Origin of the sequence: Mycolicibacterium neworleansense (assembly GCF_001245615.1) — a bacterium.
In the GTDB taxonomy this organism is placed as follows: Bacteria; Actinomycetota; Actinomycetes; order Mycobacteriales; family Mycobacteriaceae; genus Mycobacterium; species Mycobacterium neworleansense.
In genome coordinates, this window is record NZ_CWKH01000002.1 from 261,633 (window position 1) to 285,891 (window position 24,259).

General features: G+C 67.6%; 27 protein-coding genes. 12 read left to right on the forward strand and 15 right to left on the reverse strand.

Translation table 11 applies throughout. From position 1 onward, the window contains the following. Window positions 1-46: 46 nt before the first annotated feature. The 3 genes from BN2156_RS16985 to BN2156_RS16995 form a co-directional block, all read right to left on the reverse strand. A complete protein-coding gene (locus BN2156_RS16985) occupies window positions 47-1,144 on the reverse strand; it encodes an LLM class flavin-dependent oxidoreductase (RefSeq protein ID WP_090516207.1) in 1,098 nt (365 codons plus the stop codon). Beyond that, window positions 1,141-1,653, reverse strand: coding sequence for a GNAT family N-acetyltransferase (locus tag BN2156_RS16990; RefSeq protein WP_090516208.1), 513 nt, complete (start codon window positions 1,651-1,653; stop codon window positions 1,141-1,143). Before BN2156_RS16990 ends, BN2156_RS16985 begins: the two co-directional genes overlap by 4 nt. Window positions 1,654-1,731: 78 nt before the next feature. Next, complete coding sequence (locus BN2156_RS16995) at window positions 1,732-2,811, reverse strand: class I SAM-dependent methyltransferase (protein ID WP_090516209.1); 1,080 nt, start codon at window positions 2,809-2,811, stop codon at window positions 1,732-1,734. 73 nt (window positions 2,812-2,884) lie between these two features. Between BN2156_RS16995 and BN2156_RS17000 the strand changes: the two genes are divergently transcribed. Continuing rightward, on the forward strand, window positions 2,885-3,748 hold the full coding sequence (locus BN2156_RS17000; protein ID WP_090516210.1) for an SDR family oxidoreductase: 864 nt from the start codon (window positions 2,885-2,887) through the stop codon (window positions 3,746-3,748). Here BN2156_RS17000 and BN2156_RS17005 read toward each other — a convergent pair. From BN2156_RS17005 to BN2156_RS17030, 6 genes are read right to left on the reverse strand one after another with little or no spacing between them, the layout of a single operon-like run. Beyond that, complete coding sequence (locus BN2156_RS17005) at window positions 3,745-4,158, reverse strand: hypothetical protein (protein ID WP_090516211.1); 414 nt, start codon at window positions 4,156-4,158, stop codon at window positions 3,745-3,747. The two genes, BN2156_RS17000 and BN2156_RS17005, sit on opposite strands and share 4 nt — an antisense overlap. Before the next feature lie 2 nt (window positions 4,159-4,160). Beyond that, on the reverse strand, window positions 4,161-5,369 hold the full coding sequence (locus tag BN2156_RS17010) for an O-succinylhomoserine sulfhydrylase (protein WP_090516212.1): 1,209 nt from the start codon (window positions 5,367-5,369) through the stop codon (window positions 4,161-4,163). 20 nt (window positions 5,370-5,389) lie between these two features. Further along, entirely contained in the window at window positions 5,390-5,803 is a 414-nt protein-coding gene (locus tag BN2156_RS17015; protein WP_090516213.1) for a rhodanese-like domain-containing protein, read from the reverse strand. Continuing rightward, window positions 5,800-6,252 carry an Rv0361 family membrane protein gene (locus tag BN2156_RS17020; RefSeq protein ID WP_090516214.1) on the reverse strand — a complete coding sequence of 151 codons (453 nt, stop codon included), beginning with the start codon at window positions 6,250-6,252 and terminating at the stop codon, window positions 5,800-5,802. Before BN2156_RS17020 ends, BN2156_RS17015 begins: the two co-directional genes overlap by 4 nt. Window positions 6,253-6,258: 6 nt before the next feature. Further along, a complete protein-coding gene (purT, locus tag BN2156_RS17025) occupies window positions 6,259-7,557 on the reverse strand; it encodes a formate-dependent phosphoribosylglycinamide formyltransferase (protein ID WP_090517433.1) in 1,299 nt (432 codons plus the stop codon). 24 nt (window positions 7,558-7,581) lie between these two features. Continuing rightward, window positions 7,582-7,884, reverse strand: a complete 303-nt coding sequence (locus BN2156_RS17030; protein ID WP_090516215.1) for a UBP-type zinc finger domain-containing protein — start codon at window positions 7,882-7,884, stop codon at window positions 7,582-7,584. Between the two features lie 43 nt (window positions 7,885-7,927). On the opposite strand from BN2156_RS17030, the gene BN2156_RS17035 reads away from it, so the two are divergent. Genes BN2156_RS17035 through BN2156_RS17055 form a run of 5 tightly spaced genes read left to right on the forward strand, consistent with a single transcriptional unit; the run spans window position 7,928 to window position 13,751 of the window. Beyond that, window positions 7,928-9,520 carry a Na+/H+ antiporter gene (locus BN2156_RS17035; protein ID WP_090516216.1) on the forward strand — a complete coding sequence of 531 codons (1,593 nt, stop codon included), beginning with the start codon at window positions 7,928-7,930 and terminating at the stop codon, window positions 9,518-9,520. After that, a complete protein-coding gene (locus tag BN2156_RS17040) occupies window positions 9,513-11,519 on the forward strand; it encodes an MMPL family transporter (protein WP_162490878.1) in 2,007 nt (668 codons plus the stop codon). The genes BN2156_RS17035 and BN2156_RS17040 overlap by 8 nt, the downstream gene beginning before the upstream one ends. A gap of 10 nt (window positions 11,520-11,529) precedes the next feature. Beyond that, a complete protein-coding gene (locus BN2156_RS17045; RefSeq protein WP_090517434.1) occupies window positions 11,530-12,336 on the forward strand; it encodes an alpha/beta fold hydrolase in 807 nt (268 codons plus the stop codon). A gap of 9 nt (window positions 12,337-12,345) precedes the next feature. Then, window positions 12,346-13,551, forward strand: a complete 1,206-nt coding sequence (locus BN2156_RS17050) for a cytochrome P450 (protein WP_090516218.1) — start codon at window positions 12,346-12,348, stop codon at window positions 13,549-13,551. A 5-nt stretch (window positions 13,552-13,556) separates the two neighbouring features. Continuing rightward, window positions 13,557-13,751: a ferredoxin gene (locus BN2156_RS17055; protein ID WP_090517435.1), complete on the forward strand. Its 195-nt coding sequence runs from the start codon at window positions 13,557-13,559 to the stop codon at window positions 13,749-13,751. Between the two features lie 13 nt (window positions 13,752-13,764). On the opposite strand, the gene BN2156_RS17060 is transcribed toward BN2156_RS17055, so the two are convergent. From BN2156_RS17060 to BN2156_RS17075, 4 genes are all read right to left on the reverse strand, one after another. Beyond that, window positions 13,765-15,210, reverse strand: a complete 1,446-nt coding sequence (locus tag BN2156_RS17060; RefSeq protein WP_090516219.1) for an HNH endonuclease signature motif containing protein — start codon at window positions 15,208-15,210, stop codon at window positions 13,765-13,767. 50 nt (window positions 15,211-15,260) lie between these two features. Beyond that, window positions 15,261-15,932 carry a hypothetical protein gene (locus BN2156_RS17065; RefSeq protein WP_407661728.1) on the reverse strand — a complete coding sequence of 224 codons (672 nt, stop codon included), beginning with the start codon at window positions 15,930-15,932 and terminating at the stop codon, window positions 15,261-15,263. A 70-nt stretch (window positions 15,933-16,002) separates the two neighbouring features. After that, window positions 16,003-16,626, reverse strand: a complete 624-nt coding sequence (locus BN2156_RS17070) for a PaaI family thioesterase (RefSeq protein WP_090516220.1) — start codon at window positions 16,624-16,626, stop codon at window positions 16,003-16,005. Then, the gene (locus BN2156_RS17075; protein WP_090516221.1) at window positions 16,623-17,918 is read right to left on the reverse strand and encodes an adenylosuccinate synthase; all 1,296 of its coding nucleotides are present in this window, start codon (window positions 17,916-17,918) and stop codon (window positions 16,623-16,625) included. The genes BN2156_RS17070 and BN2156_RS17075 overlap by 4 nt, the downstream gene beginning before the upstream one ends. A gap of 105 nt (window positions 17,919-18,023) precedes the next feature. On the opposite strand from BN2156_RS17075, the gene BN2156_RS17080 reads away from it, so the two are divergent. The 3 genes from BN2156_RS17080 (at window position 18,024) to BN2156_RS17090 (ending at window position 20,562) form a co-directional block, all read left to right on the forward strand. After that, window positions 18,024-18,605 (forward strand): hypothetical protein, encoded by a 582-nt coding sequence (locus tag BN2156_RS17080; RefSeq protein WP_090516222.1) that lies wholly within the window; start codon window positions 18,024-18,026, stop codon window positions 18,603-18,605. Between the two features lie 29 nt (window positions 18,606-18,634). Next, on the forward strand, window positions 18,635-19,414 hold the full coding sequence (locus BN2156_RS17085; RefSeq protein ID WP_090516223.1) for a site-2 protease family protein: 780 nt from the start codon (window positions 18,635-18,637) through the stop codon (window positions 19,412-19,414). Between the two features lie 251 nt (window positions 19,415-19,665). After that, on the forward strand, window positions 19,666-20,562 hold the full coding sequence (locus tag BN2156_RS17090; RefSeq protein ID WP_090516224.1) for a cation diffusion facilitator family transporter: 897 nt from the start codon (window positions 19,666-19,668) through the stop codon (window positions 20,560-20,562). Window positions 20,563-20,565: 3 nt separating this feature from the next. Here the strand turns inward: BN2156_RS17090 and BN2156_RS17095 are convergent, their stop codons facing one another. Continuing rightward, entirely contained in the window at window positions 20,566-20,982 is a 417-nt protein-coding gene (locus BN2156_RS17095) for a DUF3151 domain-containing protein (protein ID WP_162490879.1), read from the reverse strand. A gap of 64 nt (window positions 20,983-21,046) precedes the next feature. Here BN2156_RS17095 and BN2156_RS17100 point away from each other — a divergent pair, with 64 nt between their 5' ends. Then, window positions 21,047-21,838: an Rv0361 family membrane protein gene (locus BN2156_RS17100; RefSeq protein WP_090516226.1), complete on the forward strand. Its 792-nt coding sequence runs from the start codon at window positions 21,047-21,049 to the stop codon at window positions 21,836-21,838. Window positions 21,839-21,847: 9 nt separating this feature from the next. Beyond that, on the forward strand, window positions 21,848-22,438 hold the full coding sequence (locus tag BN2156_RS17105) for a CHAP domain-containing protein (RefSeq protein ID WP_090516227.1): 591 nt from the start codon (window positions 21,848-21,850) through the stop codon (window positions 22,436-22,438). Here BN2156_RS17105 and fbaA read toward each other — a convergent pair. Continuing rightward, on the reverse strand, window positions 22,435-23,472 hold the full coding sequence (gene fbaA, locus BN2156_RS17110; protein ID WP_090517437.1) for a class II fructose-bisphosphate aldolase: 1,038 nt from the start codon (window positions 23,470-23,472) through the stop codon (window positions 22,435-22,437). The two genes, BN2156_RS17105 and fbaA, sit on opposite strands and share 4 nt — an antisense overlap. A gap of 87 nt (window positions 23,473-23,559) precedes the next feature. On the opposite strand from fbaA, the gene BN2156_RS17115 reads away from it, so the two are divergent. Further along, window positions 23,560-24,252 (forward strand): DedA family protein, encoded by a 693-nt coding sequence (locus BN2156_RS17115; protein ID WP_090516228.1) that lies wholly within the window; start codon window positions 23,560-23,562, stop codon window positions 24,250-24,252. Window positions 24,253-24,259: the final 7 nt, after the last annotated feature.

Genomic DNA, 24,259 nt, shown 5'->3' on the forward strand with positions numbered 1-24,259 from the left:
AACACACCCCCAGCGGCGACGACAGCTCCGAGGGTCAGCCTAGCCGCTAGCTGCCCCACCGCTGCGCTATCAGCTGGTGGGAGCGCAACCGGTCCTCGTGCCGGTGCGTCACCGAGGTGATGACGAGTTCGTCGGCCCCGCTGACCCGCTGCAGGGCCTCCAGCCGCGCGGCCACCTGATCGGGGTCACCGACGAATTGTGTTGCGGTACGGTCCCGGACCACATCCAGCTGCTCGTCGGTCAGCGGTGCGCAGTCGGCCGGGTCCGGGTAGGGCACCGCGCCGCCGCCGGCCCGGATCGAATACACCCACTGGCCGTAGCTGGACGCCAGATAGCGTGCGGTGGCTTCATCGTCGGCCACCACCACATCGGCCGATACCACCACGTACGGCTCGGACAGGTGTTTCGACGGCGTGAATCCGTTGCGGTACACCTCGATTGCCTCCAGCGCGGTGGCCGGCGTGATGTGATAGCTGGCCACGAACGGCAGCCCGCGCGCGGCGGCGACGCGGGCGCTCTGGCCTTTACTGCTGCCGAAAACCCACGGGGTAAGAGCGGCGCCCGCGCCGGGAACGGCCGTGCCGACCGAATACCGGCCGGCCAGCATGTCCAGGATGTCGTCCACCTGTTCGGCGAAATCCGGTGCTACCGCCTCTGGTTGCTGCAGCACCGCCATGCGGGCGCGCAACCGCGGATCACGCATCAGCGCGGCGATGTCGAAGGGTGCCGGGATCACCACGCCGTCGATCTCGTGCCATTCACGCGGCGGCCTCGGCTCACGCGGCTTGTCCCGCACCGCCTCGGCGCGTTTCTGGCCCGAGCGGCCCACACCCAGATCGATCCGGCCTGGATGGAACGCGGCCAGAGTCCCGAAACTCTCCGCCACCGCGATCGCGGTCGTATGGCCGAGTTGCACGGCCGCGGTGCCGACCCTGATCCGTTCGGTGGCCGCGGCGATCTGTCCCACCAGAACCGCGGGCGACGAGCTGGCCACCGACACGAAGTGATGCTCGGCGACCCAATACCGTTGGTAGCCCCACTGTTCGGCGTGGCGAGCCAGGTCGACGGTGTTGCGTAGCGCCGTGGCGGCGTCACTGCCCGCGCTGATCGGTGACAGGTCGAGAATCGAGAGCGGGACCGTCACGTCAGCTCCTTCTCGAACGCGATCGGAAAGACCGTCCCCTCCCCCTCCGGCGGGAGCGGCACCGTCAGCCGGGTGTACCCGGCGGAGTCATAGAGCGCCTCCGCCTCCGGCTGCAGGTGACCCGTGGTCAGGTAGACCCTCCGATACCCGCGCGCGGAGATTTCGGATTCAAGGTGGGCGAGCAGCACCCTGCCGTACCCACGCTTCCGGAAGCGGCTGTCGGTCCAGATGCGCTTGAGTTCTGCCGTCTCGGCGTCGAAGCGGGTGAACGCCCCGCCGGTGACCGGAACGCCGTCGAGCACGCCGATGTACAGTCCGCCGCCGGGCGGGGCGAACTCGTCGGCGGACTTCCCCCGCAGCCAGCCCAACATCTGATCGGGCGTCCCGCCGTAGCGCCCCGAGTACTCCACCGACAACTCGGACAGCAGCGGGACCGCCAGAGGATCATCCAGGCCGACCGCAAGGAACCGCACACCACTCACGGGGGCTGACTTAACCACCGTTTCCATACCCACAGCATTTCCAACGCACGGCGGGCCGCACCATTCCAACCACGATCAGCCTGATTCAAAGCCTGTCCGCCTCGCCTACTTCCTGGCGAGGTAGTAATAGTTCGACGGGTCCTGCTCGAGCTCGGCGACTTCGACGTCGCTGAACCCGGCGTCGGCCAGCATCGACACGGCCAGCTGCCTGCCCCACATCGTGCCCAGCCCGGAGCCTCCCAGGCCCAGCGACACCGACATGCAATGCGTCAGTGACACGGCGTAACGGTACGTACTCATGGCGACGCCGATGTTGTCCTCCAGCCGACTGGAAGCTTTGATGTCGGCCATCACCAGCACGCCACCCGGCCGCAGGGCGCGGTAGATGTTCTCCAGCACCCGGGCCGGCTGCGCCTGGTCGTGGATCGCGTCGAATGCGGTGATGAGGTCGTACGCGGCCGTCTGATCCAGGGCCGCCAAGTCGGCAGGCAGGAACGAGGCATTGGTCAACCCATGTTGCGCTGCGGCGGCCGCCCCGGTGGCGGTCGCCTCCTCGGAGAAATCGATGCCGGTAAAGCGACTGGCCGGATATGCCTGCGCCATCAGGCAGATGGCATACCCACTGCCACAACCGAAGTCGGCAACATCGATACCGCTTTCCAAGCGGCGGGGCAGGCCGTCGACCAGGGGCAGCACCGCATCGATCAGGGCGGCATCGAACACCTCGCTACTCCGCTCGGCCATCACGGTGTGAAAGCGCGGATAGTCGTCGTAGCTCAGACCGCCGCCATCGCGGAAGCAGCCCAGGATCTTCTGCTCGACTTCGCACATCAGCGGGACGTACTGGGCCAGACGCGCCAGATTGTTCAGGCCGCCGGCACGCGTCAGCACCTCGGCGCGGTGGGCGGGCAACCGATACGTGGAAGACTCCGCGTCGTAGTCGACCACGCGTGCGGCGACGACGCCGCCGAGCCATTCGCGGACGTAACGTTCATCGAGGCTGGCCGCGTCGGCGATCTCGGTGCTGGTGGCCGACGGCAGCTTCGCCATGGCGTCGAACAGCCCGGCCTGGTGGCCGAGACTCAGCAGGAGTGTCAACCCTGCGCTGTCGATCACCGACGTGATCCGTTCGGAGAATCCTTCAACCGTCTCGGGAGTTGTCTGCTGATCGGTGCCATTCGCCATCACGCCCGCCCAGACTACGCCGCCTCCGCCACCCCCTTCCGCGCAAAACTTGACACGTGTAAAGTTCGCCGCCATGGACAACATCAGGGGCAAGACCATCGCGATCACCGGCGCCGCCCGCGGCATCGGTTACGCCACCGCCAAGGCCCTGCTGGCCCGTGGCGCCCGCGTCGTCATCGGTGACCGTGACGTGGCACTTCAGGAGTCGGCCGTCGTCGAGCTGACCAAGCTCGGCCAAGTCTCCGGCTACCCGCTCGACGTCACCGACCGCGAATCGTTCGCGACGTTCCTCGACAAGGCCCGCACCGACGGCGGCGGCCACATCGACGTGCTGATCAACAACGCCGGTGTCATGCCGGTCGGCCCGTTCCTGGAGCAGACCGAGCAGTCGATCCGGTCCAACATCGAGGTCAACGTCTACGGCGTGCTCACCGGCTGCCAGCTCGCGCTGCCGGAGATGGTGAAGCGCCGCAGCGGCCACATCATCAACATCGCCTCGCTGTCGGGCTTGATCCCGCTGCCGGGTCAGGTGGTCTACGTCGGCGCCAAGTACGCCGTCGTCGGACTGTCCACCGCGCTGGCCGACGAGATGGCCCCGCACGGCGTGGACGTCTCCGTGGTCATGCCGCCGTTCACCAACACCGACCTGATCTCGGGCACCAAGTCCGGTGGAGCGATCAAGCCGGTCGAGCCCGAAGACATCGCTGCCGCGATCATCAAGACGCTCAACAAGCCCAAGACGCACGTATCGGTGCCGCCGCCGCTGCGCTTCACCGCGCAGGCCGCGCAGATGCTGCCGCCCAAGGGCCGCCGCTGGATGAACAAGGCGCTGGGCCTGGACAACGTGTTCCTGGAGTTCGACGCCGCCAAGCGCAAGAGCTATGAGGACCGGGCACAGTCAGCCCAGGGCGTCATCGATTCCGACAGAAAGTCCTAGCCGAATTCCGGCAGCGGCCGGCCCGCGCGGTAGCCCTCGATCACGTCGAGGGCACCGCCGAGCAGTTCCTCGTGCGTGAACTCATAGCGCTCGACACTGCCGACGAACACCACCCGCACGATCTCGCCGTCTTCGGCCGCATCCAGCCACAGCGAGGTCACCGCGAGGCCGTCGTCCACCTCGGCCCCGGACGGCTCGTAGAACCACACCGCGAAGTCGTCGTTGGACTCTTCCTCGTCAAAAGTCCAGCCGCGTGCGGTGATTCGCTCATCGAACTCGGCCAGATCGGCCACGACAGCGTCGGGGATGTCGGCCAGCTGCTCGACTGATTCCGCCGACACCCGGCTCACGCTCCGAGTGGCCTGCCGCTTGCGGCGGCGGGCCTTCTTGGCGTCGGAACCCTTGGACACGCCTAGCCCAGCGCCTGGTCCAGGTCGGCGATCAGGTCCTCGGTGCCCTCCAGGCCGACGGAGATGCGGACCACGCCGTCGCCCAGCCCGATGGCGGCACGGCCCTCCGGACCCATGGCCCGGTGTGTGGTGGTGGCCGGGTGGGTGATCAGCGTCTTGGCGTCGCCCAGGTTGTTGGAGATGTCGATGACGCGCAGCTTGTCGAGCACCTCGAAGGCGCGGTCCTTGCCGCCATCCAGTTCGAAGGTGACGACGGTGCCGCCGCCACGCATCTGCCGCTTGGCCAGGTCGTACTGCGGATGCGATTGCAGGAACGGGTATTTCACCCAGTTCACGCCGGCCTTCGCCTCCAGGAACTCAGCCACCGATTGCGCCGACCGGTTCGAGTAATCCACCCGGACCGAAAGCGTCTCAAGGCCTTTCAGCAGCGTCCAGGCGTTGAACGCACTGATCGCCGGGCCGGTGTGGCGCATGAGCTTCTGCACCGGGCCGTCGATGTACTCCTGGTCGCCCAGGATCGCCCCGCCGAGCACGCGGCCCTGCCCATCGATGTGCTTGGTGCCCGAGTACACCACCACATCCGCACCGAGCGGGATACCCTGCTGCAGCAGCGGGGTGGCAAAGACGTTGTCCAACACCACCTTTGCACCGGCGGCATGCGCCAGTTCCGACACCGCCGCGATGTCCACCAGGGACTGCATCGGGTTGGACGGCGTCTCGAAGAACACGGCCTGGGTGGGCACCGACAGGGCTTCCTCCCACTGCGAGAGGTCGTCGCCGTCGACGAACACGGTCTCCACACCCCAGCGCGGCAAGATCTCGTTACACACCACGAAGCAGGACCCGAACAGGCTGCGGGCGGCCACCAGGCGGTCACCGGCCCCCAGCAGCGCGCCCAGCGCGGTGAACACCGCCGCCATGCCGGTGGCGGTCGCGAACGCGGCCGGAGCGCCCTCGATGAGCCGCAGCCGCTCCTCGAACATCGAGATGGTCGGGTTGCCGTAGCGGGAGTAGACGAAGCGGTCGATCTCGCCGGTGAACGCCTTCTCGGCCGCCGACGCGGATTCGTAGACGTAGCCCGAGGTCAGGTACATCGCCTCGGCGGTTTCCTCGAACTCCGATCGCAGCAGGCCGCCGCGCACGCCGATGGTGGCCTGGCTGACGCCCTCGGGCAGGGCAGCCGGGATCCGGACAGATGGGATGTCAGTCATGTTGTTTTCGACTCTGCTACTCAACTTTGTTTCCAAGGCAGACCGACTGCCTTCCAGCCGGTACCGCCGCGGTGGCGGTTCTCGTCGAGATTGCCCTCGAACCCGTCGAGCACGTTGTAGGACGGCGCGATGCCGGCGGCGGTGGCGGCCTCGGCAGCGCCGATCGAACGGTTGCCGGAGCGACACAGGAACACCACCGGCCGCTCACCCGGGGTCACCCCGGACGTGACGAGATCATCGACGAACGCATCGTTGTGGCTGCCGTCGGTCCGGTTCCACTCCACGTACACCACGTCACGCTCAAGGGTGGACAGGTCCGGCACACCGACGAACCGCCATTCGGCGTCGGTGCGACAGTCCACCAGCACGGCCTCGGAGTTCTCACTCAGAAGTTTCCAGGCCTCCTCAGGCGTGATATCTCCCGCATAGCTCACGGGCGTGAGTCTCCCATACTCGAACAGACGCGCCATTGGCCGTCCTCACGCACGAAGGACGTCTCGCTGTTCACCTTGGCGTCGGGGGTGTTGCCGAAGTGGTAGACCACCTTCGCGGTGGCCCGGTCACCCTCGACGCGCACGTCAGTCACGTCGTCCACGTACCTGGCACCCTTCTTGGCCACCGAATCGCGCTGGCGGGCAATGAAATCTGCCTCGGGAACCCGCTGGGCGGCGCAGGTGTAATCGGAGAATTCGCGGAAACTCTCGCGCTGCAGGGCGTCGTTCTGGCCGACCGCCGCGAGGCTTACCTTCTGCTCCTCGCTCCGCCCGTCGCTGCCGAACGTGTTGAGCAGGACCACAACGATCACCGCGAGCACAATGACCGCCAGGGCACCCAGGAACGGCGCCATCGTGGGCCGATCGGCCCCCGATTCGTCCTCAGTCATCCCGGCCTACCACAGCTTGCGCAGCGCGGTGCCGACCCGGCGCGCACGGTCACGGGCGATGATGACGTCGGGAGCGGTGGCCAGCGCGACCCCCAGACGGCGCGGGGCCTCGGATTCACCCGGGCGGCCGAACAGCCGCACATCGCTCTCCGAGGTGGCCAACGCCTCACCCAACACCGTGCTGATGTCGGCTGACGGCTCGCCGGCATCGGCCCCGCCGTAGCTGACCTCGGCGGCCGCCGGCGAGATCATGATGGTGTCCACCGCCAGCCCCAGGATCGCCCTGGCATGCATCTCGAACTCGGACAACCGCTGCGAACGCAGCGTCACCAGGCCGCTGTCGTGCGGACGGATCCGGACGTCGGAGAAGTACACGTCGTCGCCCTGAACCAGCAGCTCGACCCCGAAGACGCCGCGTCCGCCCAGCGAGTTGACGATCCGCGCGGAGATGGACTTCGCGGCGTCCAGCGCCGCCGGTGACAGCGGCTGAGGCTGCCACGACTCCAGCACATCGGTACCCACCTGGCGGTGCCCGATCGGCTCGCAGAACTGCACGCCGGGACCGCTCGGCCCGGTGGTGCGCACGGTCAGCATCGTGATCTCGTATTCGACCTCGACGACGGACTCGGCCAGCACCCGGTTGTGCGCCATGTGTCCGGCGGTGGTGGCCCGCTGCCAGGCCGGCTCGACGTCATCGGGACGCAGCAGCACCGACTCACCGTCGCGCTGCGCGCCCACCACCGGCTTGACCACCAGCGGGAAGCCGGCATGCTCGGCCACCGCGGTCAACTCGTCGACCGACCCGGCGAACCAGAACGGCACGGTGGGCAGGCCCAGCTCGTCCGATGCCAGCCGGCGCAGACCCTCGCGGTCCTGACTGAGCCGGATGCTGCGCGGGGCCGGCAGCACCTCGATGTCGCCTCGTTCGGCCACCGCGATCAGTGCGTCGGCGGCGATGACACCCGACTCAGCCACCACATAACGCGGCTTCTCCCGCTCGATCAGCGCGGCGAGTTCCTCGGCGTCGTTCATCTTGATCACCGCCGAGCGGTCCGCGACGCCGTGCGCAGGTGCGTAGTACCGGTCGGCGGCGACGACGACGCCGCCCAGCCGCTGGAAGGCCAGCGCCAGCTCACGGCTCAGATCGCCCGACCCCAGCAGCAGAACCGTGGCCGCCGAGTCGGCGGGTTTGACGACTTCCCGTCCATTGTCAGACGGGGTGGCCTCGGCCGGAGCATCTTCGGCGCCGTCGACCTGATCGTCGGTCAGGTCATCGGTCTGCGCGTCCTCAATCGATTCACTCATCGCACACACCAGCCTGCCAGATCGTCACCCGACCCGATGGTCGATATAGCACCAACGCCAACTCTCGCCGGGCTCCGCCGAACGCATGACCGGATGACCGCTTTGCTGAAAGTGCTTGGTGGCATGCTGATGCGGGCTCGAGTCACAACAACCGACGTGGCCGCACGCCATGCACATCCGCAGATGCGCCCAGTTGCTCTCGCCGAGCTCCTCGCATTCCTGGCAATGTCCGGGGGTCAACGGTTGCGGCTCGTCGACCTCGGCGTCGAGATGCGCACAGGTGCGAGGCGCCGGATTCTGCTCACGCCGACGTGATCTCCTCAACATGTTGATCAAGGATAGGCACGGCACACGAAGGAGGAACGACAACGTGGGTGCCTCACTCCTGGCGGCGCTGGTCGCCGCAGTCTTGCTGGCCGCCGTCGCGCGCCGCTTCGACGTCTCGGCGCCGCTGGCGCTCGTGGTGGCCGGGCTGGCCTGCAGCGCGCTGCCCGGCTTCGACGATGTCCATCTGGATCCCGAGCTTGTGCTGTTCGTGATCCTGCCGCCGCTGCTGTGGTCGGCGGGGCTGGAGAGCAGTTACGTGGCGCTGCGCCGCAACATCCGGCCGATCGGGCTGCTGGCCGTCGGGTTGCCGCTGGCCACGACGTTCGTCGTCGGCATCGTGGCCTACCACACGGTGCCGGAACTGACCGTCGCCGCGGCGCTGACCCTCGGCGCCATCGTGGCCCCGCCCGACGCGGTCTCGGCCACCGCGGTCGGCCGTCGGCTCGGCCTGCCCCGGCGCACCATGACCCTGCTCGGCGGGGAGAGCCTGCTCAACGACGCCACCGCGCTGACCGCCTACAAGGTCGCCCTGGGAGCCGCGATCGGGACGGCGGCCACCTGGAGCAGCGGCTTGGTGACCTTCGCGCTGGCCGCGGTCGGCGGCGTCGTGGTCGGCGGGGTGATCGGGATGGCGGTGCACTACGTCCGCACCCGGCTCGACGACCCGCTGGTCGAGAGCGCGATCGGCCTGGTGGCCCCGTTCTTCATCTACCTGCTCGCCGAGGAGATCCACGGCTCGGGAGTGCTGGCCGTCGTGGTGGCGGCCCTGCTGCTGGGCCAGCGGGAGACGCAGGCCGGGTATGCCACCCGGCTCCAGGACAAGGCGGTGTGGAAGGCCCTGCAGCTGATCCTGGAATCGTTCGCGTTCCTGTTGATCGGTCTGCAGCTGCCCAAGGTGATCGGCGAACTGGCCGGCATCTCGGCAGCAACCCTGGCGATCTCGTCGGCGGCCGTGCTCACCGCGGTGATCGGGGTGCGGATCGTGTGGGTATACGGCTCGACGTACATACCCCGGCTGCTGTCCAAGAAGCTCTGCTCCCACGAGCCCGCACCGTCCACCGGGCAGTTGTTCGTGGTGGCCTGGGCGGGCATGCGCGGCGTGGTCTCGTTGGCCGCGGCCTTCGGTGTTCCCGCCACCACCCTGGCCGGCGATCCGTTCCCCGGCCGCCCGCAGTTGGTGTTCCTGACCTTCGTGGTCGTGGTCGGGACGCTGTTGCTGCACGGGCTGACGCTGCCGTGGTTCATCCGGGTGCTCGGTGCCCAGGGCGACGAGGCGCACAGCGATGCGATCGCCACCGCCGCGGCCCAGGACAAGGCGGCCCGCGCCGCGGCAGAACGGCTCGACACGTTGATGGCCGAACAACCGGCCACCAACGACGTGCCCGAACGTGCCGCCGACGTGCTGCGGGCGTGGAACACCCGGCGCCGCAACGCCGCGTGGGAGCGGCTGGGACGCGACGACGCCGACATCGGCGAGAGCCCGGCGTCGGCATTCCGCCGGCTGCGACTGGAAATGCTTGCCGCCGAACGCGACACGTTCATCGCCGAGCGCGACGCAGGCCACATCGACGACGAGGTCCTGCGTACTGTGCTGCATGGGCTCGATCTGGAAGAGGCAACACTGAATCGTGATTAAACGTTTGGCGTGGCTGGCCGTACTGGTCGTGGTGGTCTCCGGCGGTCTGCTGGGCCTGCTCAGCGGCAGCGACGCCGCCTCTCAGTCACCGGTCGCCGTTCCCTCCGATGCCGAGTCGGCGCGCGCCGACGCCCTGCGTGCCAAGTTCCCCGGCGGAGATCAGGTTCCGGCGATCCTCGTGGTGACCCGCACCGACGGCGGCGAACTCACCATCACCGACGTCGACGCCACCGCCGATGCGCGCCACCGGATGTCCGATGCGCCCGGCCCGCCGGTCATCGTCGCCAACGACGGCAAGGCCGCGGTGGCCACCGTGCCGCTGAAGTCCGGCCTGTCCGGGTTCGCGCTGAACGACGCCGTCAAGGATCTGCGCACCACCGCCACCAACGGCTTACCCGCCGGGCTGCGGGCCGAGATCACCGGCGGCCCCGCGTTCGGCGCCGACATCGCCAATTCGTTTGCCGGAGCCAACATCACACTGCTCGCGGTGACCGCGACGGTGGTAGCCCTGCTGCTCATCGTCACCTACCGCTCGCCGGTGCTGTGGCTGGTGCCGCTGCTGGTCATCGCCTTCGCCGACCGTGTGGGCGCCGTCGTCGGGACCGCGGTGGCCTCCGGATTGGGCCTGAGCCCGGACGGGTCGACATCGGGCATCACCAGCGTGCTGGTGTTCGGCGCTGGCACCAACTATGCGTTGCTGCTGATCTCGCGGTACCGGGAGGAACTCGGGCGGACCGACCAGCATCGCGAAGCCTTGACGGTGGCGCTGCGCGCCGCCGCCCCGGCGATCGTGGCCAGCAACGCCACCGTGGTGCTGGCCCTGCTGACCCTGCTGTTCGCCTCCGCGCCGAGCAACCGCAGCCTCGGCGTACAGGCCGCATCCGGTCTGGTGGTCGCCGCGATCTTCGTCCTCGTGGTGCTGCCGCCGCTGCTCGCCCTGTGCGGCAAGCGGCTGTTCTGGCCGTTCATCCCCAAGGTCGGCGCCACACCGCTGACCGAAAGTGGTATCTGGCACCGGATTGCGGACTCGGTGGCACGCAAGCCTGCCCGCGTTGCGGTGGCCTCGCTGGCCGGCCTGGCCGTGCTGTGCACCGCCCTGCTGGCCACACCGATCGGGCTGACACAGACCGAGCAGTTCCGCGTCAACGCCGAATCGGTGACCGGCTACCAGACCCTGGCCGCGCATTTCCCCAGCGGCCTGACCGACCCCACCCGCGTCATCGCTTCCACCGCGAAGGCTGGTGCGGTGCAACGGGCCATCACCGACACCCCCGGCGTCGTGTCCGCCGCGCCGGTCGGGCAGTCCCCGGACGGGCTGAGCCAGTGGTCGGTGGTGCTCAAAGCCGAACCCGCCTCCGACGAGGCATTCGAAACCATTGACGCCCTGCGCGATTCGGTGCATTCCGCGGACCGCACCGCACTCGTGGGTGGGTCCGACGCCCAGGCCAGGGACACGGCCGCGGCAGCCCAACGCGACCGGCTGGTGGTGATCCCGGCGATCCTGGCGGTGGTGCTTGCGGTGCTCTACCTGCTGCTGCGCTCGGTGCTTGCGCCGCTGGTCCTGGTCGGGGTTACCGTGCTCAGCGCGCTGGCCGCGCTCGGACTCGGCGGCTGGGCCAGCGTGCACGTGTTCGGCTTCCCGGCCCTGGACAACAGCACCCCGCTGTTCGCGTTCCTGTTCCTCGTGGCCCTAGGCGTGGACTACACGATCTTCCTGGTCACCCGGGCGCGCGAAGAAACCCCCGAACACGGCACGCGGCAAGGCATCGTGCGCGCGGTGTCGGCCACCGGTGCGGTGATCACCAGTGCCGGCGTGGTGCTGGCAGCGGTCTTCTGCGTGCTGGGCGTCCTGCCGCTGATCGTGCTGACGCAGCTGGGCATCATCGTCGGCCTGGGCATCCTGCTGGACACCTTCGTGGTGCGTACCGTCATCATTCCCGCGCTGTTCACGTTGATCGGCCCACGGATCTGGTGGCCAGGCCTGCACGCCGAGCGCTAGCTTGGCAGGTGTGCAGGAGCTGCGAGTACCGACGAAACTCGGCCGCCTCCGTGTCCAGGTCCGCGGCGAGGGCGATGCAATCCTGTTCTGGCCCAGCCTGTTGATGACAGGTGACATGTGGGCCGCGCAGGCAGCGGAGTTCAGCACCACCCACCGGGTCATCCTCGTCGACCCGCCTGGCCACGGCGGCAGCGAAAAACTCACCGCGCCATTCAGTTTCACCGATTGCGCCGATACCGTCGCCGATATCCTCGACGGGGTAGGGGTCGAACGAACGCATTTGGTCGGCAACTCGTGGGGCGGAATGATCGGCGGGACATTCGCGGCGGCGCACTCGAGCCGCGTCGGCCGGTCCGTGTTGATGAACTGCACGGCGTCGGCTGCCGGCGGGCGTCAGCGGTTCGAGTACGGGCTGCTGCTCCGCACGGCAAAGGTGCTCAACGGGATCCGCGGCCCCCTCACCCGGTCCGTGCTCAAGGCTTTCCTCGGACCGACCACGTTGCGTACGCGTCCCGAAGTGGTCTCCTTCGTGCGAGATGCGGCACACCGGGTAGACGTGGATTCCGCCGCTTGGGCAGTGCGAAGCGTCGTTCCGCGACGTCCGGATCAGCGAACCCTGCTGTCGCAGGTGCGTACCCCGGTACTCGTGGTCGCGGGCGCCGAGGACGCGACTTTCCCGCTCGCCGAGACCAAGGCGATGGCCGATTCCATCCCCGGCGCCGAGTTCGTGGTTGTCGACGGTGTCGCCCACCTGGCCGCCCTGGAGAATCCAACCCTCACCAACGCCCTGATCAGGGACTTCCTCGAACACGCGTAGCGTCTAAGCATGACTGAGCCGGTCACTCTGCCGCCGCTGCACATGCGGCGCAACGCCTTCGACCCCACGCCCGATCTGGGCGAGATCCGCGAGAACGACGGGGTACGCACCGTCATCAGTGCGCTGGGCAACCCGGTGTACCTGATCACCCGCCACGAGGACGTCAAGGCCGTGCTGGGTGACCACGAACGGTTCTCCAATGCTCGACCACCGGGTTTCACCCTGCCCGGGGCGCCAGAGATGTCCGAGGAGGAGCTGGCCAGCGCACGGGCCGGCAACCTGTTGGGCCTGGATCCGCCCGAGCATCAGCGGCTGCGCCGCATGCTCACCGCGGAGTTCACCATCCGCCGGATGAAGCGTCTGGAACCGCGCATCATCGAGATCGTCGACGCCCGCCTCGACGCGATGACGGCGGCCGGCCCACCGTCCGATCTGGTGGCCGACTTCGCACTCCCCATCCCGTCTCTTGTGATCTGCGAACTGCTCGGCGTGCCCTATGAGGACCGCGACGACTTCCAGCACCGCTCGACGCTCCAGCTCGACCTCTCGCTGCCCATCGCGGAACGCCTTGCGCTGCAACGGCAGAGCCGTGACTACATGCGTGGCCTTGTCCGGCGGGCCCGCCAGGATCCAGGCGAGGACATCCTCGGCATGCTCGTGCGCGAGCACGGTGACGAACTTTCCGACGACGAACTCGTCGGCATCGCCGGGCTGCTGTTGCTCGCCGGGCACGAGACCACGTCGAACATGCTCGGCCTGGGCGTTCTGGCGCTGCTGCGCCACCCCGATCAGCTGGCCGCGGTACGCGACGACCCGGATGCCGTCGGCCCCGCCGTCGAGGAACTCCTGCGCTGGCTGTCCATCGTGCAGAACGCCATACCGCGGTTCACCACGACCGATGTCGACGTGGCCGGTGTGCGGATTCCCGCGGGCGAGTTGGTGTTTGCCTCACTGCCCGCGGGTAACCGCGACCCCGACTTCATCGACACCCCCGACGTCCTCGACATCAGCCGTGGCGCACCGGGACATCTTGCCTTCGGCCACGGCGTGCACCATTGCCTCGGCGCTCCGCTGGCCCGCATGGAGATGCGGATCGCCTTCCCGGCGCTGCTGCGCAGGTTCCCGGACCTCGCGCTTGCCGAACCCTTCGAGGACGTCGCCTACCGGTCTTTCCACTTCATCTACGGGCTCAAATCGTTGGCGGTAACGTGGTGAACGCCATGAAAGTAGAAGCAGATCGAGACGCCTGCATCGCCTCGGGCAACTGCGTGATGGTCTCCGACGCCATCTTCGATCAGGACGACGACGGCGTGGTCCAGGTCCTCCTCGACGAGGTGCCCGACGATCAGCTCGACAAGGCGCGCCAGGCCGTCAAGCTGTGCCCGGCATCAGCATTGAAGCTGACCGGGGAGTGACGCGCGGTACCACTCAGAATGGTGGTGGTGGTCCGTATTCTTCGGCGAGCCAGGCTTGGTAGTGGCGTTCGTATGCGAGGTCGTTGTTGAGTTCGGCGCGCAGGCGTCGTTCTTCGGCGATGCGGTCTTGGCGGTCTTGTTCGCGGGTGCGTGAGCGTTTGGGCATCTTCGCGCCGCGGTTCGAGTTCGGGGTCGGAGCTTGGGGTTCGGGCAGGTGCAGGTTCCCGGTCGGGGTGGCCAGGGTCGGAAACATCGCGGCGCCGTGCGGTTCGGTGGTGTAGGTGTGCCCGGTGGGTGTGGTGATTTCCACTGTCCCATCGGGTAACTGACGATCCGACCAGCCCGGGCAGAACGTCTTCACCAGGTGGTGTGCCCGGCAGTACAGCTTGGTGTTGGACGGATGGGCCGGACCCTGCGGATAGGGCATGGTGTGGTCGATGTCGCAGCGTTGCACCGGGGCATCACAACCGGGGAAGCGGCACGTCAGGTCACGGAAGCGGATGAACTCCGACAATGCCACCGACGGGCGATACCCCGGCTCGGCGCCCTCGGGGACGGTGGGTACGGCGGGTATCCGTACCGGCTTGAGCCTGGCCGTGGCGGCAAGGGCGCGCACGCTGTGGGCGGGCAGGATCCCGTGCCCGGGCAGATACCCCGGATCCTCACCTGTTCCATCCAGGGTCGATTGCTCGGCCAACACGTGAACCACCGCCGCGTCAGCGGCCGCGCGTTTCTGCCCGGCCGGGCAGTCCTCACGGCCGCACCGGCAGTCCAGCTGGGCTTGCAGCCGGGCCAACGGCCCCACCGCATCGGCACGACGCCGCTCACGGGTGCGCGGATCATGCTCACACACCGTGTCAGCCAACGCATCCAGGCGTTGATCCAAGGCAGCCCCATCGGCGGCGTCGATGTTGGCCACTACCGTGGCCGTGCCCGGGCGGCCCGGATCGACCTGCACAAACCGATCCTGGGCCAGATCCGGCGGGACCCGTTGCCCGTTCGGGTCGAGTTTGGCGACCCACTGATCGATCCGATCGCGCAGTTGGTTTTCCGAGAATCGCATCCACCGATGCGCCCGAGCCGCCAGCTCAGCGTCCAGCCCCGACCACACCGACCGATCCGCGGTCTCGGTGCGGGCGATGATCATCCGCACCACCCGATAATCGATATCGCCGACGGCGAAGCGGGCCGCCACCTGGGGCAGCTTGTCGCGCAACACCCGGGCGTGATGCACCTGGGTGCGGGCCCGGCCCCGGCTGATCCGCATCGCCGCCGACACCTCGGCGCACACCTCCTCGTAGGGGTCGGTGCGCCACAAAATGCTGTCGATCAGTTCCTGTTCACGCAGGGTGTCCAACGCCCCGATCGCGGCGAACCGGGCCGCGATCGCCACCGACTCGGCCCGCGAAGCCGCACCGACCTGGTCGATCAGGACCACATCAGACACCACATCGAACATACGTTCGAGTATGCCACCGGGGGCCGACAGGCCAACTCAGCAAACCTGGGCTACGCGGATTGGTCCCGCTCGCCGTGCAGGTCGATTACTCCGGCGCGGATCAGGATCAGGACACTCACGACGAGCACCCAGATCGGGAACGCGAGGACGATCCACATCGTGACATCGCCGGCGATCAGAAGGCCGACTGCGACAAGGTAAGTCGTGTACACAAGCGGGCGTGGCATCAAGCCTGTCTTCAGCCAGATCGTCGCCAGCGAGATCATGAAGACCGCCGCCATCCGGACGCCGTAGGTCTTGCTCAACGCCATCAGCACCATCTGCCCGAATGTGGCGACATGGCTGTAGGCGGTGGCGTCGGTGATTCCCGCCCGGCTGGCGATCAACCCGGCCCCGACCGCTGATGAAGTGAACATCATCGCCAGGAACAGGATTCCGCTACCGAGGAACACCGATGAGAAGAATCGATCCTCATAGCGGCCGAAGCCGTCCCGCACCACGCCGATGAACCACAGGAACGCGATGCCGGCGAACGGCATCAACACCGACGCCACCCGCAATCGGGTGGTCGCTCCGTCGATCCATTGCGAACCAGGCTCGGCGCCCTCGGGCAGCGCGGTGCGGATCAGCACCAGCGCAATTCCGAACAGCACAGCGAACAGCACGCCCGCCAGCGCGGCTGCTCTCGGAGTCGACAAGCGGTGCAAATGTTGTTGAACCACGGCGACATAGTGACACCCGGCACCGCAAAGTGGCGGGAGATCGCGATTCGATGCGAAATCGAGTCCGGTGCTACGGCTGGCCCGGCAGCAGTCTGATCATCAGACCGTTGGCCTCGGCGAGCAGATTCTCGTCTGGATCCCGCAGTTCGGCATTTACAAATGCCTTGCGCCCCTCGGCCTCTCGCACCCAGCCCCGCGCGGTCAGCAGCGTGTCGATCGGCGTCACCTTGCGGTAGTCCACGTGCAGGAAAGCCGTGCGGCTGATCGGCCGGCCCGCGGCATGGATGACCATGCCGAACACCGAGTCGAACAGCAGCGGCAACACACCGCCGTGCACCGCGTAGTTGCCGCCGACGTGGTACCGGCTGAACTCGACCTGCAATTCGACGCCCTCGGGCTCGAACTTCGCCACCGTGAACGGCGGCATCAGCAGACTGCCCACACCAGGCAGCGACGGCACCCGGTTGGCCGGGCCGACGCCCTCGGCAGCTTCATACGGGGCGAGCAGCTTGACCAGTTCCTCGACGCGGTCGGCGGCGTCGTCCCAGGTGTCGCTGTCGGGGTCAGCCGAGACGGCCAGATCCTGAGCGCGGCGCATCGCGGTCAGGAACCGTTCGAAACCCGGTCCTGGGTTGGCCGGTTTGAAGACCGGGAATCCGCCGTGCTGCTCAAAGACCGATGGTTCGTCACTCACTTGGCGGCCAAGATGTCACGGCGCACAATCGTCTGCTCGCGGCCCGGCCCCACACCGATGCACGAAACATGCGCGCCGGCAAGCTCTTCCAGCCGCAGCACGTAATCCTGGGCCTTGGCGGGCAGATCGGAGAACTCACGCGCGCCGGAGATGTCCTCCCACCAGCCGGGCAGCTCCTCGTAGATCGGCTCGGCCCGGTGGATGTCGGACTGGGTCATCGGCATCTCGTTGGTGCGCTTGCCGTCGACCTTGTAGCCAACGCACACCGGCACCGTCTCCAGGCTGGACAGCACGTCGAGCTTGGTCAGGAAGTAGTCGGTGATGCCGTTGACCCGGGTTGCGTAACGCGCGATCACCGCGTCGAACCAGCCGCAGCGCCGGGCCCGGCCCGTGGTCACGCCCACCTCCCCGCCGGTCTTGGCCAGGTACGCGCCGTGCTCGTCGAACAGCTCGGTCGGGAACGGACCCGAGCCGACACGCGTGGTGTAGGCCTTCAGGATTCCCAGCACGGTGGTGATCCGCGTCGGACCGATGCCGGAGCCGACGGCGGCGCCGCCGGCCGTCGGGTTCGAGGAGGTGACGAACGGGTACGTGCCGTGGTCGACGTCGAGCAGGGTGCCCTGAGACCCCTCCAGCAGCACCGTCTCGCCCTTCTCCAGCGCCTCGTTCAGCAGCAGGCGGGCGTCGGCGATACGGTGCTTGAAGCCTTCGGCCTGGGTGAGCAGGCTCTCCAGCACCTCAGCCGGCTCGAGCGCCTTGCGGTTGTAGATCTTTACCAGCACCTGGTTCTTGAATTCCAGTGCCGCCTCGATCTTTTCGGCCAGCAACTGCTCGTCGAGGACGTCGGCGACCCGGATACCGATACGCGCGATCTTGTCCTGGTAGCAAGGCCCGATGCCGCGGCCGGTGGTGCCGATCTTCTTGCTGCCCGCATACCGTTCGACCACCTTGTCGATGGCGACGTGATACGGCATCAGCAGATGCGCGTCGGCCGAGATCAGCAGGCCGGAGGTGTCGACGCCGCGATCTTCCAGGCCCTGGAGCTCGGTGAGCAGCACACCCGGGTCGACCACGACACCGTTACCGATGACGTTGGTGACCCCTGGCGTCAGGATGCCCGAGGGGATCAGGTGCAGTGCGAAGTTCTCTCCGGTGGGCAACACGACGGTATGCCCGGCGTTGTTGCCGCCTTGGTAGCGAACGACCCACTGCACGCGTCCACCGAGCAGATCGGTGGCCTTACCTTTGCCCTCGTCGCCCCATTGGGCGCCGATGAGGACGATTGCCGGCATGGCGTAATCTCCCGCCTAATCTTCCGCACTAATGTGATGCAGCCGGTAGGTCACCTTATCCCAGCTCACGCCAGGAACACATTTGTCTGACCGCAAGGAGCAGTTTTGACCACCTCAGACGGGGTTGCGGTGGTCGGTACGGCGCCTGTTCCACGCCCGCTGCGCAACCTGCCCAGGGTTGATGTCGACGACCTCGGCACCCATCGCAGACTGGTCGTGACCGGCGGCGAAGCCGAACTGGCCGCCGTGCTCACCTCGTTGCTGCGCGCCGATCGACTCGACGTCGAGGTCGCCGCGGCGGCAGGCAGCTGGTCCGCCCGGCGAGCGCTCCGCGCGCCCGCTCGGCGTGTCCCGCTGATCCGCGACGAGACGGGAACGGTGCTGGTAGGCGCCGCGCAATGGCATGGGCCCGACGGCGAGCCGCTGCAGGGTGAGGCCATCGTCGACGACGTCGTGCTGTTCGACGGCGAGGCGCCCGGGGTCCGGGTCGAGCCCACGTTGAACATGCCGGGACTGCGCGCGAGCGTGCTGTCGGATCGAGGCCGCCCGGGCCGCTGGGTCGCCGGACGCGCCGCGCAGCTGGGCACCCCAGGTGCGCAGGTGATCCGGGACGGCGTGCCCGCGCCGCGGACCACGCGACGTTCGACGTTCTACCGGCACACCGAAGGCTGGTTGCGCGTCGGCTGAACCAGGCGATATTGCCGTAGCGTCGAATCGTGAACATCCGCCCGCTGCATCAGTCGGTACGGCCGAGCCCGGTCTTCCTCGCTGTCGTCGCGCTCACCGCCGCGGGCGGAGTGCTGGCCTGGATGGCCGCCGACACGGTCAAACCGCTGTCCTACGTCGGCGTATTCATCCTCGTGATCGCGGGCTGGCTGGTTTCGCTGTGTCTGCACGAATTCGGCCACGCCTTCACGGCATGGCGCTTCGGCGACCACGACGTGGCAGTACGCGGCTATCTGACCCTGAATCCCTTCAAGTACTCCCATCCCCTGCTGTCACTGGGGTTGCCGGTGTTGTTCATCGCCCTCGGCGGCATCGGACTGCCCGGCGGGGCGGTCTATGTGCGCACCTCGTGGATGACCGCCCGGCAGAAAACTCTGGTCAGCCTGGCCGGCCCGGCCGCCAACCTGGTGCTGGCGGTACTACTTCTGGGCATCACGAAGATCTTCTTCGACCCGGCTCACGCGGTGTTCTGGTCCGGCCTCGCCTTCCTCGGTTTCCTGCAGGTCACCGCCGTCGTACTGAATCTGCTGCCGATTCCCGGTCTGGACGGCTACGGTGCGCTGGAACCGCATCTGAGCCCCGATACCCAGCGGGCGCTGGAACCCGCCAAGCAATGGGGTTTCTTCATCCTGTTGATCCTGCTGATCACGCCTGCACTCAACCGATGGTTCTTCTCGGTGGTGTTCTGGTTCGTCGACCTCTCCGGCGTGCCGAGCCAGCTCGTTTCGGTGGGCAGCCAGCTGACCCGGTTCTGGTCCGCCTGGCTCTAGTCTTCGCCGGCGACCGGCCGTCGCGGCCACGCACGCCGCCGCGTCACGCCGGTGTGACACTCGGCAGCGACAGCCACTCTGGCGTGACAAAGCACCCACGCCTCCGGGCCATCTCGACCCTGGCGTCACGCTGGCGTGACACTCGGCGGCGAGGGCCACTCTGGCGTGACAAAGCGGTCGCGGGGTGACGCGGCCAGACCGTGCGGTCCAGAACCTTGCAACATATGCATACTTCCGCATATATTTCGGGCATGGGTGCCGGCCACAATCACAGCCACAGCAGCGATACCCGCGTCAGCAGGATGATCATCGCCGCGGCGATCCTCAGTGCGTTCTTCGTCCTTGAGCTGGTCACCGCGCTGCTGATCAACTCGATCGCCCTGCTGGCCGACGCCGGCCACATGCTGACCGACCTGGTCGCGATGTTCATGGGGTTGACCGCGGTGTTGCTGGCGAAGCGCGGCAGCACGTCCCCGGCTCGCACCTACGGCTGGCACCGGGCCGAGGTGTTCACCGCGGTGGCCAATGCCGCCCTGCTGCTGGGTGTGGCGGGCTTCATCCTGTACGAGGCCATCGAGCGCCTCGGCAACGCTCCCGACGTCCCCGGCGTGCCGATGATCGTCGTGGCCCTGGCCGGCCTGGCCGCCAACGCCGTCGTGGTGATGCTGCTGCGGTCGCAGTCCAAGGACAGCCTGGCGGTCAAGGGCGCCTACATGGAGGTCGTGGCCGACACCGTCGGCAGCATCGGCGTCCTGGTCGCAGGCATCATCACCGTCACCACCGGGTGGCCCTATGCCGACGTGGTGGTCGCGGTCCTCGTCGCCCTGTGGGTGCTGCCGCGGGCCATCGCCCTGGCCCGCGCCGCGCTGCGGATCCTGAGCGAGTCCTCACCGCAGCACATCGACGTGGACGAACTGCGGACCGCGCTCGAATCGGTGGACGGCGTGACCGGCGTGCACGACCTGCACGTGTGGACGCTGGTTCCCGGCAAGGACATGGTCACCGCGCACCTGACGAGCAGTGCCGACACTGCCCGGGTGCTCGACGACGCGCGAGCGGTCCTGAACGCCCGCGGCCTGGCGCACGCCACGGTGCAGGTGGAACCGCCCGACTCGGCCGAAGACTGCTCCTGCGAGGCGAAAGACTGAGGATCAGGCCAAGCCGAGTTCGGCGCGCGCCGACGGATCGCAGTCGTCGATCAGGTCCAGGCACCGCTGGAACTCGTCGGTCTCGCCGATGTCGTCGGCGGCCCGTGCCAGCGCGGCCACACACCGCAGGAATCCCTGGTTCGGCTCGTGCGCGAACGGCACCGGGCCGAAACCCTTCCAGCCGTTGCGACGCAACTGATCCAGCCCGCGGTGGTAACCGGTGCGGGCGTAGGCATATGCGGTGACGGCCTTGTCGTCGGCGAGCGCTTGCTCGGCCAGCACCGCCCATGCGATCGACGCCGACGGGTGGGCGGCAGCCACCACGGCCGCCTTTTCACCCGCAGCCAGTTCGTCCTCGGCCTCAGGGTCCCCGGGAAGGAGGACCGGCTCCGGCCCCAACAAATCACCCATCCGTGTCATGGGCCTATTGTGCACCGACCGATAAGCTCCACCGGTAGCGACGTACGGGAGGACCGCAGCAGGGATGTCGAACCCAACCGGACCTGACGAGGACCGCGCCGACCACAGCGACACACCGACCGAGAAGGTCGAGTTGCCGAACATGTCCGAGGCGACCGAGCCGGCCACCGAGATCTTCGGCTCGGCCGACGAAGTCACCGGCGAGGTGCACCTCAGCGAGGAACGTCGCTTCACCGCGCCGTCCGGCTTCGACTCGTCGACGCAGAAGATCGACACCCCTCCCGACCCGGAGACCGAGGTGTTCGCACCGCCCGCCGAGGGCGACACCGTCGCCGCCGAGGCGCCCAAAGGTGCTGCCCCACAAGTTATCCCACCGCGCGAGGAACAAGAGCAGAAGCCGCAGCCCGCTGCCCGCCGCAGTTGGGGGTGGGTGGTCGCGGTCGTGTTGGTGATCGCCGCGTTGGTGGCGATCGCGGTACTCGGCACCGTCCTGCTGACCCGCAACTCGCCGTTGACCGTGTCCGAGGAGGACGAGGTCCGCTCAACGATCCAGGACTTCGACTCCGCCATCCAACGCGGGGACCTGGCGGCGCTGCGGTCGATCACCTGCGGCACCACCCGCGACAACTACGTCAAGTACGACCAGAAGGCCTGGGATGAAACCCATGCCCGGGTGGAGTCGGCCAAGCAGTACCCCGTGGTGGCCAGCATCGACCAGGTCATCGTCAACGGCGATCACGCCGAGGCCAACGTCACCAGCTTCATGGCCTTCGCCCCGCAAACCCGCTCCACCCGCAGTTTCGACCTCCAGTTCCGCGACAACCAGTGGAAGATCTGCCAGGCGCCCACCGGCTAACCTGGTCGGGTGACCCTGCGCGGACCCAAGCTCTGGCTGGCCATCTTCGCGCTCGGGGCAGTTATCGTCGTCGGCGTTGCCGCGCTGGTGGTCCGGCAACCGGACTCGGTACTCGACGTCCTGCCCGGCAAACGGGTTGCCTTCCCCCAACTCGACCGTGCCGCCCTCGACCCGGGCCAGGCGCGCGTCGTCGACGTACTGCAGGCCCAGTACGAAGCCCAGCCCGGCGGCAGTCACTTCTCCGAAGGCGTCGACGAGCCGTGGTGTGCCGATTTCGTCAGCTGGGTCCTCAACGAGGCAGGCCAGCCGCTGTCCAACCCGAACTCGGGCGGCTGGCGGATCCCGGGGGTGTACACGCTGCAGGAGTACTACCAGGGTGCGGGCCGGTTCGCCGAGCCAGGGGCTTACCGGCCGCGCAGCGGTGACGTGGTGATGTACGCCGATGGCAGCCCGCTCGGGCTGCACGCGAATTTCGTTGTGGCCGTGGATGACACCGCGATCACCACAGTCGGCGGCAACGAGGAGGGCGGCATCCGTGTGCACACCCTCGACGACGCCGAGATCGCGGGCATCCTCGGGTACGGCCGGCTGGCCGCCTAACCGGCGGTGACGCTGCGCCCGGCGCTGTGCAGGTCGTTGCAGGCCTCGATGACACGCTCGGCCATCGACGCCTCGGCCTTCTTCAGGTAGCTGCGCGGGTCGTAGACCTTCTTGTTGCCGACTTCGCCGTCCACCTTCAGAACCCCGTCGTAGTTGGTGAACATGTGCGCGGCCAGCGGACGGGTGAACGCGTATTGGGTGTCGGTGTCGACGTTCATCTTCACCACCCCGTACTTGAGCGAATCCTCGATCTCGGACTTCAGCGATCCCGATCCGCCGTGGAAGACGAAGTCAAAAGGCTTTGCATCAGCGGGCAATCCGAGCTTGGCAGCGGCGACGCGCTGCCCCTCGGCCAGCACCTCGGGCTTGAGCACCACGTTGCCCGGCTTGTACACGCCGTGCACGTTGCCGAACGTCGCGGCCAGCAGATAAGCCCCCTGCTCTCCGGAACCCAGCGCGTCAATGGTCTTCTCGAAGTCCTCCGAGGAGGTGTAGAGCTTCTCGTTGATCTCGGCCTCGACGCCGTCCTCCTCGCCGCCGACCACACCGATCTCGACCTCGAGGACGATCTTGGCCGCGGAGGCGAGCTTCAACAGCTCCTGAGCGATGGAGAGGTTCTCATCGATCGGGACGGCCGAGCCGTCCCACATGTGCGACTGGAACAGCGGGTTGCGGCCCGCGGCGACCCGCTCGGCCGAAATCGCCAACAGCGGCCGCACATAGGTGTCCAGCTTGTCCTTCGGACAGTGGTCGGTGTGCAGCGCCACGGTGATCGGGTACCTCTCGGCGATCACGTGGGCGAACTCGGCCAGCGCGACGGCGCCGGTCACCATGTCCTTGACCCCCAGCCCGGAGCCGAACTCGGCCCCACCGGTGGAGAACTGGATGATGCCGTCGCTGCCCGCATCGGCGAAACCCTTGATGGCAGCGTTGATCGTCTCCGACGACGTGCAGTTGATGGCCGGGAACGCAAAGGAATGCTCCTTGGCCCGGCCCAGCATCTCGGCATAGACCTCAGGCGTGGCGATCGGCATGGCTTGTCCTTCCATCTGGACGCGTGTTCTAGCTCGGGGTTATCGCAGGTGAAGACCGGTGGTGGGGCCCAGGTACCCTTAGGAGTCGTGATCGACACCGCCCTGAATGAGGCTACGACCAATCTGGCGCTCATGCCGGATTTCATGGATCCGCTGCACCTCATCGGATCCTTCGGCACCTGGGCCCTGGTGGGCATCCTGGTGGTCGTCTTCGTCGAGTCCGGGGTGCTGTTCCCCGTCCTCCCCGGTGACTCACTGCTGTTCGTCGCCGGCATGCTTGCCGCGGGCACGGCTGCCCAGGGAACGGCGGTGGACGCCAACTTCGAACTCTGGCAGCTGTTGGTCTTCATTCCGGTGGCCGCGGTCCTCGGCGGCCAGGTCGGCTACCTCATCGGCCGGTTCATCGGAGTCGAGATGTTCAAGCCGGACGCCCGAGTGTTGAAGCAGAAGTACCTGGACGAGGCCCACGCGTTCTTCGAGCAGCGCGGGCCGTTCGCAATCGTCATCGCCCGTTTCGTGCCGATCGTGCGGACCCTGGCACCGATCGTCGCGGGCGCGGCCAAGATGCGGTACTCGGTGTTCACCACGTTCAACGTGCTGGGCGCCATCGTGTGGGGCGTCGGCCTCGTGCTGCTCGGCTACTGGCTGGGCCAGTTCGAGATCATCCAGAAGCTTCTCGAGCCGATCTTCATCCTGATCGTCGTGGCCTCGGTCGCGCCGATGTTCATCGAGTGGTTCAAGCGCCGCCGCGCCGCCAAGAAGGCCGCCGAGCAGGTCTGACCGAGCC

What these genes read in the sequence shown, in the direction of transcription:
- BN2156_RS16990 (WP_090516208.1), bottom strand. Translation starts at nt 1,653, where the DNA reads ATGGAAACGGTGGTTAAGTCAGCCCCCGTGAGTGGTGTGCGGTTCCTT.
- BN2156_RS16995 (WP_090516209.1), bottom strand. Translation starts at nt 2,811, where the DNA reads ATGGCGAATGGCACCGATCAGCAGACAACTCCCGAGACGGTTGAAGGA.
- BN2156_RS17000 (WP_090516210.1), top strand. Translation starts at nt 2,885, where the DNA reads ATGGACAACATCAGGGGCAAGACCATCGCGATCACCGGCGCCGCCCGC.
- BN2156_RS17010 (WP_090516212.1), bottom strand. Translation starts at nt 5,369, where the DNA reads ATGACTGACATCCCATCTGTCCGGATCCCGGCTGCCCTGCCCGAGGGC.
- BN2156_RS17020 (WP_090516214.1), bottom strand. Translation starts at nt 6,252, where the DNA reads ATGACTGAGGACGAATCGGGGGCCGATCGGCCCACGATGGCGCCGTTC.
- purT (WP_090517433.1), bottom strand. Translation starts at nt 7,557, where the DNA reads ATGAGTGAATCGATTGAGGACGCGCAGACCGATGACCTGACCGACGAT.
- BN2156_RS17030 (WP_090516215.1), bottom strand. Translation starts at nt 7,884, where the DNA reads ATGTTGAGGAGATCACGTCGGCGTGAGCAGAATCCGGCGCCTCGCACC.
- BN2156_RS17050 (WP_090516218.1), top strand. Translation starts at nt 12,346, where the DNA reads ATGACTGAGCCGGTCACTCTGCCGCCGCTGCACATGCGGCGCAACGCC.
- BN2156_RS17055 (WP_090517435.1), top strand. Translation starts at nt 13,557, where the DNA reads ATGAAAGTAGAAGCAGATCGAGACGCCTGCATCGCCTCGGGCAACTGC.
- BN2156_RS17060 (WP_090516219.1), bottom strand. Translation starts at nt 15,210, where the DNA reads ATGTTCGATGTGGTGTCTGATGTGGTCCTGATCGACCAGGTCGGTGCG.
- BN2156_RS17075 (WP_090516221.1), bottom strand. Translation starts at nt 17,918, where the DNA reads ATGCCGGCAATCGTCCTCATCGGCGCCCAATGGGGCGACGAGGGCAAA.
- BN2156_RS17090 (WP_090516224.1), top strand. Translation starts at nt 19,666, where the DNA reads ATGGGTGCCGGCCACAATCACAGCCACAGCAGCGATACCCGCGTCAGC.
- BN2156_RS17095 (WP_162490879.1), bottom strand. Translation starts at nt 20,982, where the DNA reads ATGACACGGATGGGTGATTTGTTGGGGCCGGAGCCGGTCCTCCTTCCC.
- BN2156_RS17100 (WP_090516226.1), top strand. Translation starts at nt 21,047, where the DNA reads ATGTCGAACCCAACCGGACCTGACGAGGACCGCGCCGACCACAGCGAC.
- fbaA (WP_090517437.1), bottom strand. Translation starts at nt 23,472, where the DNA reads ATGCCGATCGCCACGCCTGAGGTCTATGCCGAGATGCTGGGCCGGGCC.